This is a genomic window from Parasphingomonas zepuensis (genome assembly GCF_036663735.1).
Taxonomy (GTDB): Bacteria; Pseudomonadota; Alphaproteobacteria; order Sphingomonadales; family Sphingomonadaceae; genus Sphingomonas.
In genome coordinates this window covers 275,347-288,347 of sequence record NZ_JAXOJO010000006.1, presented here as the reverse complement: position 1 = coordinate 288,347, position 13,001 = coordinate 275,347, and the positions used below count along the sequence as shown (strand labels likewise).

Genomic DNA, 13,001 nt, shown 5'->3' with positions numbered 1-13,001 from the left:
CCCTCCCGCCCAAAAGCAGGAGGAAAGAACCTTGGCGCGGGGTGGAGCAGCCCGGTAGCTCGTCAGGCTCATAACCTGAAGGTCACAGGTTCAAATCCTGTCCCCGCAACCAACGGTACATAACGCTCCAACACACACAGCCTGCTGGCCAAACGGTCCGCGGGCCTTTTTGTGTTCCGACACACAAACGCCAACCTGGCGCGTCCACCGCGTAGTCGAGTTCGCCGCTCGGCTACGCGGTGCTGGAGAGCCTCAAAGTCGCATCTAGCGTTGCAAACGCTTTCATCGTCTTTATCATCGTCGGCTAGGAGAGATGTACTGTGCGATTTGCAGGAGTCATGGCTGCGGCGTTCACCGCGGTGACGGGGATGCCGTTGGCGGCGAATGAGCCGATGCCCTTGCCCCGACAGGCGGACGGGCAATTGTCCGATGGTGCGCGCTGGCGGGCGACGATCCCGGCCAACTGGAACGGCACCTTGCTATTGTGGAGTCATGGTTATGCGCCGGTACGCGGCGGTACTGGCGAGGATGGACCGGCGGTGCATCGCGAGGCGCTTCTGGCCGCCGGCTATGCGCTGGCGGGGTCGACCTATGCCGATGGCGGCTGGGCCCTCGAATCCGCTGTGCCGGACCAACTCGACACGCTGGCCGAGTTCGAAAAGACGTTCGGCAAGCCGAAACGGGTAATCGCCTGGGGCATGTCGATGGGGGCGCTGGTCACGACGGCGATCGTCGAGCGATCGCCGCGTCGGGTCGATGGCGGGCTCGCGTTGTGCGGATCGATCGGCGGAGCGATTGGCATGATGAACATGGCGCTCGATGGCGCTTACGCCTTTCGCACGCTGGTGGCCCCCGATGCCGGGATCCGGCTCGTGCGCACCGGGGACGATCGGGAGAATGCCGCGCGGGTAACGGCGGCACTGGCCGAAGCGCAGGGCAGCGCCGCTGGCCGCGCGCGTGTCGCGCTGGCCGCGGTTCTCGCCGGCCTGCCGGGGTGGACGACGCCGGGCAGCCGGCGGCCGATGGAAAGAGATCATGCCGGGCAGCAATCGGAGATGGCGAAGAGTTTCGCGATGGGTGTGTTCCTGCCGCGTGCCGATCAGGAGCGCAGGGCCGGTGGCGTGTTCTCGTGGAACACCGGAATCGACTATGCAGTACAACTGAAGCGATCAGGGCGTGGACCGATGGTGCGCGCGCTGTACCGCGAGGCGGGCATCGATATCGAAAGAGATCTGGCCGCGCTGAACGAAGGCGAACGTATTTCAGCCGATCCGGCGGCCGTCGCGTACATGACCAGCCATTATACGCCCGATGCGCAGCCATTGGCACCCTTGCTGGCGGTACAGATGATCGGTGACGGCTTGACCTCGCCGTCACTGCAACGGGCCTATGTCGAGGCCGTCGAGGCGAGCGGCAAGGGCGCAATGGTAAAGCCGTTATGGGTGGACGGGGCAGGGCATTGCAACTTCTCGACCCCGGTGGTGCTTGCCTCGCTGTCCTATCTCAGTGACCGGCTACGCACGCGGCGCTGGCCGGCAAAACCTGCCACCTTCGTGCCTCATCGGCAGGCACCGATGCTGAGGCCATGCGTGCGCGGGAAGAGTTGCCGCTAAAAGGGAATCTCGATCGGGGCCGGGTTCCTTCGTTCCCTAGACCGAAGGAACGGGCTCGCCAATCGCGCGATCAGTCGATCCGCTTGCGCTCGACTTTCCAGGCCGGATCGGAGCACAAGCCGCAAGTCTTGCCAGTGAAGCGTGCGGCGGCGCGCTTGTCGCCGGATAATTGCCAGTCGAGCCAGTCCACCGCGACAGTGGCGACAGCGCCGCCATTGGGCTTGCCGAAGGTCCCGCCATGACCAACATCAAGATTGGCGACCATCACCGGCACCGTCTCGATCTGTTTGAAGTCGTCCATGCCGTTGGGGTAGGCAATGTCGGTCGGCCCGCCCAGGATGTAGAGCACGGGGGTGTGGAGGCGCTTGAGCATCGCCTTGGTGACGATGATGCCGGGGATGGGGTTGCTGCCGTCGGCGAACACGCCGCTGTTGTGGATGATCACGGCATGGACACGGGGATCGGGTGCCACCTCGAGCGCCTGCAGCCCGCCGCAGCTATGCCCGGCCACGGCAAGTTTCGCGGTATCGAGCCGACCGAAGAAGGGGCTGCCAGTCCGCTTGTTCTCGGCATAGGCCCAGTCGATCGCAGCGATCAGGCTCGCGGAGGTTGTCGCAACCGGGGGTAATTGCCCTGCCGGGCTGGGCGCGCGCGCTGGTGTCGTGGAGGGCGGAGCGCCTGGTCCGCTCCGGTTCGTGCCCGGCGCGATGGCGACATACCCGTGCGAGGCGATCTCCGCGAGATGGTGGCGTGCGCTTGCGCCGTCAGCGCTGCACCCGCCATTTCCCCATACCATTACGCCGAGCTTGCGGGATCCCAGTGCGGCGAGATCCGCGGGGCGATACAGGACGTGATCGGGCAATGACGCGATCATCTCCTTGACCGCCGGATAGGGGCCGGTCCCGATGGAATCCGGCATTGCTGCGGCCGCCGCGCGCTGCGCCTGGGCATTCTGGACATCAACTGGAGCAGGCGGCGCAGCGATTTGGGCCGATGCGGCAGTTGTGGCGAGGAAGGTAGCGATGGCGATGCCGTGCGCGAAGTGCCGAAAATGCATCATTCTCTCCTGTTGAGAAGTCCAGGTCGCACGCGATCTGGAGCAGCGACGACCAAGGAACCCATTTGATTTCAACGTCCAGCGTATCGGCCGGCAGATGAGCTTGCAAGCGCTTGCAAGTTGTATATACGGATTGTTATAGATTATTACTTCTGGCGAGGCGACGTTCGCTTCGCGAACAAGGTCCTTAGTCACGGCACGCAGATGCCGGACGGGACAGGGGGAGAGGACTATGATCAAGCTGTCGCGTTATAATACCCTGCTCGCGTCGAGCGCGGCGATCGGACTTGTCGCCTGTGCCGGGTCGGCTGCGGGCCAGGAAGCCGAACCCGTCCGCCAAACGGTACCAGCCGGCCCCTCCGCCGACGCCGCTGAAGTCGTCGTCACCGGCAGCCGTATCCGCGGCGTGGCGCCGGTCGGGTCGAACGTGATCGCGATCGACCAGACGAAGATCGCGCAGGAGCCCGTTACCTCGGTCAACGATCTTTTGCGGCGCGTGCCGCAGGTCGTGTCGCTTGGCGCGAACCGTGCCGGCGGCAGCGCGCAAAATGGCGCCGCCAACGCGACGCGCGGCGCGGGCATCAACCTGCGTGGTATCGGCACCGGTGCAACCCTGCTGCTATATAATGGCAAGCGCTTCCCGGCCCAGGGTACCCAGGGCCAGTTCACCGATCCATCGGTGCTGCCAAGCATAGCGCTTGGGCGGGTGGAAGTCGTCGCCGACGGCGCTTCGGCAATCTACGGGTCCGACGCGATCGCCGGGGTCGTGAATTTCATCCTGCGCAAGGATCTCGACGGCGTCGAGGCGCGCGCGCGATACGGCTTCACCGACGGTAATTATGACGAGGCCCAGTTCTCCGCGATCGCAGGCAAGAAATGGGACGGAGGCTCGGCGATGATCGCGGGCGAATATACCCGCAATTCGGCGCTGCGCGGCTATGATCTCAGTTGGTATCAGGACGACAATCGCTATCGCGGCGGCCGCGATCTTCGCACGATCAATTGCCGGCCGGGCACGATCACCGCGGGCGGCAACACCTACGCCATTCCGGCGAATGGGGTAACGGCGGCCAACGTCGGCAGTCTGGTCGCCGGCACGTCGAACAAATGCTTCTATAATGGCCTGGACGGCGTGATTCCCGAGCAGGAGCGCTACAGCGTGGTGGCCGCCGTCTCGCACGATCTGGGCGCCGTGCGTCTGTTCGCTGACGGCTTTTATTCGCACCGCGACGGCATCATCCTGGGGACCGGGGACACCTTCACCGCGACCGTCCGCAGCACCAACCCGTTCTTCGTCTCGCCGGTGCCTGGCGCGACGCAGGAGACGGTGACCTATTCGCTGCTGCCCGAGCTGGGCCCGGATCGCAACCCATACCGCGCCTATTCCTGGAACCTGATGGGAGGGGCGGAGGCCAAGCTGTTCGGTGACTGGTCAGGCACGGTCTATTACGCTCATGGAGTCTCCAGTGAGGTTGCCGACCGCCGCAAGGGCGTGAACACGCCGGCGTTGAATGCGGCGCTGGCCGACACCAATCCGGCGACGGCACTGAACCTGTTCGGCGGCGCCAACAACCCCGCGACACTGGCGCGCATCAACGACAATTACTTCATCATCACCGGCGCGACGCGGCTCGACGTCGTGAATCTGCAGATGGACGGATCGCTGTTCGCGCTGCCCGGCGGCAATGTCCGCCTCGCGGTCGGCGGCGAACATCGCCGGGAATATACCTTCACCGATCTGGCCACCGGTAACAGCACGGCGCAGGTGCATGTCGCCGACGACGGCGCGCGCAACGTCAAGGCCGTGTTCGCCGAACTGTTCGTGCCGATCGTCGGAAGCGGCAACGCCATGCCGGGGATCGAGCAGTTAAGTCTGTCGGTCGCGGGACGATATGAGGATTACAGCGACTTCGGCGATACGACCAACCCCAAGATCGGCGTGACCTACAGGCCGGTCGATGGTGTAACGCTGCGCGGCAGCTACGGCACGTCGTTCCGCGCGCCGACCTTCACCGAGGTTTCGACCATCGCGGGCGGCGCTGGTCTTTATTACGACACGCTGCCGGGGCCGAACGGCAATCTCACCGGCATCGGCATCGCTGGCGGCAATCCGAACCTGAAGCCGGAGACCGCCACGACCTGGTCCGTCGGTGCGGAGATCGCCCCGCGCGGCTTGCCGGGATTGGTCGCCAGTGCGACCTATTTCGACATCAAGTACACAAATCAGATTCAGGCGCTGCGCGGCACCGCCGGCCTGCTGACCAACCCGATCTACGCGGCTTTCCGCAACCTTTCCCCGACCCAGGCGCAGATCACCGCGCTCATCAATTCCGGCTTGCCGATCAACAACGCGATCAACGCTTCGGCTGTGTCGTTCATCGCCGACGGGCGGCGGCAGAATCTCGGAACGTCGTTGGTCAGCGGGATCGATTTCAGCCTGAACTACGATTGGCAGTGGGGCGGCTTCAAGCTCGATGCCGGCATCCAGGGCACCTATTATACGCGCTACAGATTCGAGGCCGTGCCGGGCGCAGGGTTGGTCGATGTGCTCAACACGATCGGCTTCTCTCAAAAATTCCGCATGCAGGCGGATGCCGGCGTCGCGTGGAACGGCTGGCGCGCCCGGGGAACCCTCAACCATCTGTCTGGGTACAGGAACAATACCGTGGTGCCGAACCAGCAGGTCAAGGCCTATGACACGGTCGACCTGTCGATCGGCTACGATATCACGCCGCGAATCACCTTGTCGGTCGATGCCCGTAACCTGTTCGACCGGGATCCACCGTTCGTCGATACGACGCGCGGTTACGATCCCCAGTCGGCCAACCCGATCCCGCGGCTCATCTCCTTCACCGCCGGCGTGAAGTTCTGATCCCGATGCAACGCCTGCTCGCCGTCCTGGGGCTTCTCCCGGCACTTGTTTTCGCGGTGCCGGCCCAGGCCGGTGGTTGCGGCGATCTGGCGGGTACCCATACCGGATCGGTCGTCGTTACCGCGACCGAGATCGTTCCGGGAAAGACGGGCTGGATGCCGGCGGTCGATGCAGGAGGAGCCTATCGGCCATTGCCGGTGAACGTGTCTCTCTGCCGAATCCAGGGTCGGATCGAGGGCAATATCGGCTTCGAGCTGTGGCTGCCGCTGGCGCAGGCCTGGAACGGCCGGCTGCTTGGCGCGGGGGTGGGCGGCGATGCCGGCATCTTCAACTATGGCGACATGAGCCGCCGCATCGGCGAAGGCTTCGCGACCGTCACCACGGATAGCGGGCACAAGGCCAGCATGGCTCACTGGATGATGGATGCGAAGGCCAAGGAGGATTACGAGCACCGCGCCGTCCACCTGACCGCGGTCGCAGCGAAGGCGCTGGTCAAGCGCTTCTACGGCAAACCCGCCGGGCGCAGCTATTTCTCCGGTTGCTCGGGCGGCGGGCGGCAGGCCCTCAAGGAAATGCAGGGATATCCCGCAGACTATGACGGCGTGATCGCCGGTGCGCCCGGCCCCTACATGCCGCTGATCTCGGTCCGCATGATGTGGTTCTCATTGGCGCAGAAGCGGGACCCGGCGGGAGCCCTCGGCGATGAGGACTGGGCGCTCTACGAAGCCGCCTCCAACAAGGCGTGCGATGCGCAGGACGGTTTGCGCGACGGAGTGGTCGAGAATCCGCTCGCCTGCCGTTTCGACCCGTCGGCCCTGCTGTGCAGGCCGGGCACGAAAGGCCCATGCCTCTCCGCGCCCCGTCTCGCCATGCTGCAACGGATTATCGCGCCGATGCCGGACGAGCGGGGCCGCGCAATGGACAAGGGATTGTTGCCGGGGGTGCGTACGCGGCCAGGGCCGCCCTCTCCGTTGCTGCGAGCGATGTGGGGTGATGCGGTGTACCGCAATCCGGACTGGAACGAGGACAGCTTCCAGCGCGGCCGCGACCTGGCGTTGGTCGACAAGGCTATGCCGCAGCTTCGCGCGGACAGCACCCGCATTGCGCCGTTCCTGGCGCGCGGCGGCAAGGCCATCATCTATCAGGGCTGGCAGGATCCTTCGGTGATCGCGGGTCCGACGGTGGATTATTATGGCGCGCTTGCCCGAGCCAATGGCGGGCATGCAAAGCTCGCCGATTCCGTGCGGTTGTTCATGGTTCCAGGTATGTATCACTGCATGCGCGGCCCGGGCGCCGACCAGTTCGGCGGATCGGGCCAGGCTACTGCCCCGGGCGATCCGGCGCGCGACATGCTCTGGTCGTTGATCGACTGGGTCGAGAAGGGCCGGGCACCGGCACGAATCGAAGCGGCCAGGGTTGCAGACGACAAGCTGTCGTTCACACGTCCGCTCTGTGCCTTCCCCAGGCGCGCCCGATATGACGGCAAGGGCGATCCAAAGTCGGCGGCCTCGTTCGTGTGCGTGACCGAGCCCGACTATCTCGCCCAGCTAAGACCGACGGTGACCCGCCCTATCCGGCGGCGATAATGCCGTGGTCTTGCAGGTACCGAGTCACTATGCTATGTCGCATAACAATTAAAGAGAGTGATGACCGAGTCCGACACGATGGTCGCGGTCGAGCGGCTGGATCCGGTGACGGGCGATGCCGCTGGCGGGCTCCGGCGGCAAGGCCGGGTCGACAGCTTCACCGCGCTGCGCTGGATTACGATCGAGACCCAGCCTGGCCACTACCCGATCTGATTCAAGTCCCTGCATGAACGGAAACCCAATGACCGAGACCAGCTCAAACGGCACCGTTGCCTACGACGTCGTCGACCGCATCGCCTGGGTGCGCTTCAACCGCCCCGACAAGCGCAATTGCATGTCGCCGACGCTCAACCGCGACATGATGGAGGTGCTCGACCTGCTCGAGTTCCGCGACGATGTCGGTGTGCTGGTGCTGTCGGGTGAAGGCACGGCCTGGTCGGCGGGCATGGATTTGAAGGAATATTTTCGCGAGACCGAGGCCAAGGGGCTCGGCGCGAGCCGCCAGGCTCAGCGCGAGAGCTATGGCTGGTGGCGGCGCCTGCGCTGGTATCAGAAGCCGACGATCGCGATGGTGAACGGCTGGTGCTTCGGCGGCGGCTATGGCCCGTTATTTGCCTGCGACCTGGCCTTTGCGGCGGACGAAGCGCAGTTCGGCCTTAGCGAGATCAACTGGGGCATCCTGCCCGGCGGCGGCGCGACCAAGGTCGCGACCGAGTTGCTGCCGTTCCGCAAGGCCATGTACCACGCGATGATGGGCGAGAATGTCGACGGCAAGACCGCCGCCGAGTGGGGCCTGGTGAACGAGGCGCTGCCGCTCGCGCAGCTCAAGGGCCGGGTGACCGAGGTTGCCGGGGTGCTGCTCAAGAAGAACCCGGTCGCGCTGAAAGCGACGAAGGATGCGGTCCGCCGCGTCGGCGTGCTGAGCTACGACGATGCCGAAGATTATCTGATCCGTGCGCAGGAAGCGGCCAATAGCTACGATAATGAGGGGCGCAAGGAAGGCATCAAGCAGTTCATCGACGACAAGACGTTCAAGCCGGGGCTGGGCGCGTACGACACGTCCAAACAGAGGGCCTGACCGGCTGGGTCCGTTTCCTGCGCGTGGTGCCCGGACCGCTTCTAGACGGCTCTTCAGGTGCAAGCCGTATTTGACAGGCCGTGGGCGGATGCTGCTTCATGGGTCCGCCCGGCCGCCGAGCCTGGATTATTCCTCTGACCGCGCAGGTTTCTGGGGACGCACATAGGCACGATAGACCTTGTCGAGCGCCGTATTGACGATGCGGCGTTCCTCTTCGGTCATTGCGGCCAGACCCAACTCTTCGGTCGTCTCGAGCTCGGCGAAGAGGGCGTTGAGCGTATCCTTGCCCTTCTGCGTGATCGCCAGCTTGTATCGCCTGCGGTCGTTGGTCGATCGGGTGCGCTTGACCCAGCCGCGTGCCTCCAGTTCATCGACCATCGCCACCATCACTGACTTGTCGAGGCCTACCTCGCGGCTGAGACCGGTCTGGGAAATGTCGGGATTGGCGGCGATCACTTCTAGCGCGCTGAACATGCCCTGGCGCAGGCCCCATTCCCGTGTCCTTGCGGTGAAATCGCGCGAGAGCTGGTTCTGGACGCGGCGCAGCCGGAAGCCCAGAAAGCGGCTCAACCGCCCGAGCGATACGTCGTCGCCGGATTTCCTGCGCTCGCCGATGGCCTCAACTCCCTGCCGTTGCGACCGCGAGGCTATACAGATCGCAAGAGCCGTTAAAAGAGAAACCGCATCATGGCAAAATAGTTGATGACATCTACGGTTATATCTGCAAACTTGTTTTGAGCGGCGGATGTCATAACCGCCCGGACCGAGGGAGGATGCGTGGACGCTTCGCCGGAAGATAGCGCGCCCATCGGGCGAGTGCACCGGGCGCTGCAGGCGTTGGGCGCCGGCGCGCTGCTGCTGGCGATGGCGACTGACGCGGTCGCGGTGATCGGGCGGCATGCCGGCTTCTCCTTTCTCGGCGCGATCGAACTGTTCCAGGTTTTTGCGGTGGTCGCGACCAGTGTGGCGATCGTGCTGGCGACCCTGTCGCAGCGCCATGCCGCGGTGCACATCCTGACCGAATATGTCTCGCCAGAGACCAGGCTGTGGCTCGACCGGGCCGGGCTGGCGGCGGGCGCCTTGTCCTTTGCCCTGCTCTGCGCAGGATCGGTGTGGGTCGCGGGCGATCTGTGGGGCACGCAGGAGATGACCGAGCTGCTCGGCATCCCGCTGCGCTGGTTTCGGCTGGTGTGGATCGTTTCGGCCGGCACGGTGACCTGCCTGTTCCTGCGCAGCCTGGCGCGGAGCTTTCGGCGATGACGCCCGAACTGGTCGGCCTGATCGGGTTCGTCGCGCTGCTCGCGATCCTGCTGGTCGGCATCCCGATCGGCGCTGCGCTGGCTTTGGTCGGCATGGTCGGGCTGGCGGTGATCATTTCGCCGGAGGCGGGGCTGATCAAGGCGGGGGTAGCCTCGTTCGATACGCTGTCGCGCTACGAGCTGGGCGTGCTGCCGCTGTTCATGCTGATGGCGCAGCTCTGTTTCGCCGCCGGGGCGAGCCGGGATTTCTTCGGCATGGCCTCGAGCTTTTTCGGGCATCGCCGCGGCGGGCTGGCGATCGCCTCGATCGGCGGGTGCGCTGGATTCGGGGCGATCAGCGGGTCGAGCCTGGCAACCGTCGCGACGATCAGTGCGGTCGCGTTGCCCGAGATGCGGGCGCAGGGCTACAAGCCGGGCTTCGCGACGGGCGCGCTGGCGGCGGGCGGGACGCTCGGATCGCTGACGCCGCCGAGCGGAGCGCTGATCGTCTATGGCATCATCGCCGAGCAATCGATCGGCAAGCTGTTCGCCGCGGCGATCGTGCCGGTGGCGACTCAGGCGCTGTTCTATGTTGCCGTGATCCTGTTGCTTTGCCGGCTCGATCCGACACTCGGGCCGGCGGGGCCGCGGGCTTCCTGGGCCGAGCGGCGTGCGTCGCTGGTGCGGGTGATCGACATCGCGGCTTTGGTGATCTTCGTGGTGGGCGGCCTCATCATCGGCTGGTTCACGCCGACCGAGGCAGCGTCGATCGGCTGTGTCGGCGCGCTCGGCGTGTGTGCGCTGCGCGGCAAGCTGACCCGGGCGGCGGTAGCGGAAGCGCTCGGCTCGACCCTGCGGACCACCGGCATGATCTACACGATCATCATCGGTGCGATCATCTTCTCCACCTTCGTCAGCGTGACGGGCATTCCGGAGCATATGACGAGCCTGGTCGAAAGCCTCGGCGCCAGCCCGATGCTCGCGGTGATCGCGATGGCGCTGGTGCTGTTGTTGCTCGGTTCCTTCCTCGACGGGCTTGCGCTGATGCTGTTGACGGCGCCGCTGTTCCTGCCGGTGATCGAGAGCCTGGGGCTGAGCCCGATCTGGTTCGGCATCTTCCTGGTGCGCACGATGGAGATCGGCTTCGTCCACCCGCCGCTGGGGTTCAACGTCTACGTCATCCATTCGCTGGCACGCGACATCTCGCTCGGCACGATCTTCCGCGGCATCATCCCGTTCCTGGCGAGCGACTTCGTCCATCTGGCGATGCTGATCTTCATCCCCGCGACCGTGATGTGGTTGCCGACGATATTGGCGCATTGAGATGGCCCGGCTGACGCTTCTCTTCGCCATGCTGCTCGGCTTGCTGAGCGGGTGCGGCCGTGCGCCAGCGCCTGACGGAACGTTGGTGCTGACCTATGCCAGCCCCTATCCGGCGACTCATACCTTCAGCCGGGCCGACCAGGCCTGGATGGATTTCATAGCGCGGGAGTCGAAAGGGCGGATCCACATCAAGCCCTATTGGGGCGGGGCGCTGCTTTCTTCGAACGAGAACATGCTCGAGATCCGCCACGGCGTCGCCGATATCGGCATGATCACCCCGATGTACGCGCGCAGCGCGCATCTCCAGCGCATCCAGCCGAGCTTCTATAGCGGGGTCGGGACGATGGCAGACCAGATCGCGGTCTATCGCTGCCTGGCCGAGACTTATCCGGCCTTCAATGCCGAGGTGCGCGGGCTGCATGTGCTGGCCGTGCAGGGCGGCAACTTCCCCGGCATCCTCACGCGCAACCGGCCGGTGCGCTCGCTGGCCGACCTCAAGGGGCTAAGGCTGCGAGCACAGGAGGACACGGCGAACGTGTTGCGCGCGCTCGGCGCCGATCCGGTCAACATGTCGATGGCGGAAGTCTATCCCTCGATGGCCAAGGGGGTGATCGACGGGGTCATCACGCCGGTCGATGCGCTGAAGTCGATGCACCTGGCCGATGTCGCCACTTATTACACGACGCTTCGCATTCCCCGCGGCGCTTACCCGGCGCGCGCGATGGGCGAGAAGGTGTGGCAGCGGCTCAGCGCCGCCGACCAGGCGCTGTTCACGCGTGCCGAAGCCGTGTGGGAGGCCGCGATGATCAGCGGGCTCGACCAATCGGTGGCCGTGTCGATGGAGTACGCCAAGGGCGCGGGACTGAGCTTCATCGCGCCGGCGCCCGGCGCACAGGAGGAGTTCGACGCCCTGTACCGCGCCAATGCGACGCGGCTGGGCGCGACGCTGGGCAAGCTGGGCATTCCGGGGCGTCAGATCGCCGAACATGCAACTGCGCTGGTGGCAGCGCGCACCGCGGGCCAACTGCTCGATTGTGGAAAGACGCAATGACTCAGGCACTCGCAGGCGTGAAGATCGCCGATTTCAGCTGGGTCGGGGCGGGGCCGCGGGCGACCAAGGACCTGGCCGATCATGGTGCGACCGTGGTCAAGATCGAGAGCCGCAAGCGGCTCGATCTCGGCCGGATGAGCCCACCGTTCAAGGACGGAAAGCGCAACCCGGACGGATCGTCCTTCTTTGCGATCACGAACACCAGCAAGCTCGGCGTGACGATCAACCTCGGCGATCCACGCGGGGTGGAGGTGGCGAAGAAACTGGTCGCCTGGGCTGATGTGGTCGTCGAGAATTTCGGCAAGGGCTATATGGAGCGGATCGGGCTGGGTGCCGATGTGCTGCGCGCGATCAGGCCGGACCTGATCATGCTGTCGGTGAGCGTCGCGGGACGGACCGGGCCGATGTCGGACCTGCGCGGCTATGGCAATTCGGCCGCGGCCCTGTCGGGGCTGGCGGCGCTTTCGGGCTGGCCGGATCGCGGACCGCACATGCCGCCCTTCGCCTATGGCGATGTGGTGGCGCCGATGTTCGGCACGATGGCAGTGCTTGCCGCCCTGGAGCATCGCCGCGTGACAGGCAAAGGCCAGCATATCGACGTCTCGCAGGTCGAACCTCTGGTGCATGTGCTGAGCGACGTGCTGATCCGGCAGCAGATCGAGGGCGACGCATTCGAGAAACCCGTCAACGCGGCACCGGGCATGGCGCCGCACGGCATTTTCCCCGCGCGCGGTTTCGACCAATGGTGCGCGATCGCCGTTCGGAACGATGGCAACTGGCGGGCGCTGGCCGGAATCGTCGGGGCGGATCCCGCGCTCGATCTGGCAGAGCGCAGCGCGCCGGAGATCGCCGCCGCGCTGGCCGACTGGACGCGCGGGCGGGACAAGCATCTGATCGCCGAGACACTCGCCGCGGCGGGCATTCCGGCCGAGGCAGTACAGGATGGGCGAGAGGTTTTCACTGACCCGGAGCTGATCGAGAGCAGCCACTACGTCGCGATCGAGCATCCCGTGCTCGGCACGTGCGACATGCCGGGGCCGCCGGCGGATTTCTCCCGATCTGAAGTGAAGATCGGGCCGCCGCCGATGCTCGGCGGGGACAATGCTCGGGTGTTCGTCGAGATGCTCGGCATGGATGCGGAACAGATCGCGGTGCTGGCCGGAGAGGGGGTGCTGGCGTGACG

The 13,001-nt window shown here is 65.4% G+C and carries 11 protein-coding genes and 1 tRNA gene; 10 read left to right on the top strand and 2 right to left on the bottom strand.

The features are described from left to right. Positions 1–35 precede the first annotated feature (35 nt). Positions 36–112: transfer RNA gene (locus tag U1769_RS21735), tRNA-Met, on the top strand. A 226-nt stretch (positions 113–338) separates the two neighbouring features. Then, positions 339–1,613, top strand: a complete 1,275-nt coding sequence (locus tag U1769_RS21730; protein WP_332720140.1) for an alpha/beta hydrolase — start codon at positions 339–341, stop codon at positions 1,611–1,613. Positions 1,614–1,683: 70 nt separating this feature from the next. Here the strand turns inward: U1769_RS21730 and U1769_RS21725 are convergent, their stop codons facing one another. Further along, positions 1,684–2,670 (bottom strand): alpha/beta hydrolase, encoded by a 987-nt coding sequence (locus U1769_RS21725; RefSeq protein ID WP_332720138.1) that lies wholly within the window; start codon positions 2,668–2,670, stop codon positions 1,684–1,686. 232 nt (positions 2,671–2,902) lie between these two features. On the opposite strand from U1769_RS21725, the gene U1769_RS21720 reads away from it, so the two are divergent. The 4 genes from U1769_RS21720 to U1769_RS21705 are packed head-to-tail and all read left to right on the top strand — an operon-like array spanning position 2,903 to position 8,206. Next, complete coding sequence (locus U1769_RS21720) at positions 2,903–5,542, top strand: TonB-dependent receptor (RefSeq protein ID WP_332720136.1); 2,640 nt, start codon at positions 2,903–2,905, stop codon at positions 5,540–5,542. 5 nt (positions 5,543–5,547) lie between these two features. Next, complete coding sequence (locus U1769_RS21715) at positions 5,548–7,128, top strand: tannase/feruloyl esterase family alpha/beta hydrolase (RefSeq protein ID WP_332720135.1); 1,581 nt, start codon at positions 5,548–5,550, stop codon at positions 7,126–7,128. A gap of 60 nt (positions 7,129–7,188) precedes the next feature. Further along, on the top strand, positions 7,189–7,341 hold the full coding sequence (locus tag U1769_RS21710) for a hypothetical protein (RefSeq protein ID WP_332720134.1): 153 nt from the start codon (positions 7,189–7,191) through the stop codon (positions 7,339–7,341). A 28-nt stretch (positions 7,342–7,369) separates the two neighbouring features. Beyond that, a complete protein-coding gene (locus U1769_RS21705) occupies positions 7,370–8,206 on the top strand; it encodes a p-hydroxycinnamoyl CoA hydratase/lyase (protein ID WP_332720133.1) in 837 nt (278 codons plus the stop codon). 126 nt (positions 8,207–8,332) lie between these two features. Here U1769_RS21705 and U1769_RS21700 read toward each other — a convergent pair whose 3' ends face one another. Further along, on the bottom strand, positions 8,333–8,776 hold the full coding sequence (locus U1769_RS21700; protein WP_332720131.1) for a MarR family winged helix-turn-helix transcriptional regulator: 444 nt from the start codon (positions 8,774–8,776) through the stop codon (positions 8,333–8,335). A gap of 207 nt (positions 8,777–8,983) precedes the next feature. Here U1769_RS21700 and U1769_RS21695 point away from each other — a divergent pair, with 207 nt between their 5' ends. Genes U1769_RS21695 through U1769_RS21680 form a run of 4 tightly spaced genes read left to right on the top strand, consistent with a single transcriptional unit; the run spans position 8,984 to position 12,999 of the window. Continuing rightward, positions 8,984–9,466 (top strand): TRAP transporter small permease subunit, encoded by a 483-nt coding sequence (locus U1769_RS21695; protein WP_332720129.1) that lies wholly within the window; start codon positions 8,984–8,986, stop codon positions 9,464–9,466. Continuing rightward, positions 9,463–10,767 (top strand): TRAP transporter large permease, encoded by a 1,305-nt coding sequence (locus tag U1769_RS21690; RefSeq protein ID WP_332720128.1) that lies wholly within the window; start codon positions 9,463–9,465, stop codon positions 10,765–10,767. The genes U1769_RS21695 and U1769_RS21690 overlap by 4 nt, the downstream gene beginning before the upstream one ends. A gap of 1 nt (position 10,768) precedes the next feature. After that, entirely contained in the window at positions 10,769–11,818 is a 1,050-nt protein-coding gene (gene dctP / locus U1769_RS21685) for a TRAP transporter substrate-binding protein DctP (RefSeq protein ID WP_332720127.1), read from the top strand. Continuing rightward, positions 11,815–12,999 (top strand): CaiB/BaiF CoA transferase family protein, encoded by a 1,185-nt coding sequence (locus tag U1769_RS21680; protein ID WP_332720126.1) that lies wholly within the window; start codon positions 11,815–11,817, stop codon positions 12,997–12,999. The genes dctP and U1769_RS21680 overlap by 4 nt, the downstream gene beginning before the upstream one ends. Positions 13,000–13,001 lie beyond the last annotated feature (2 nt).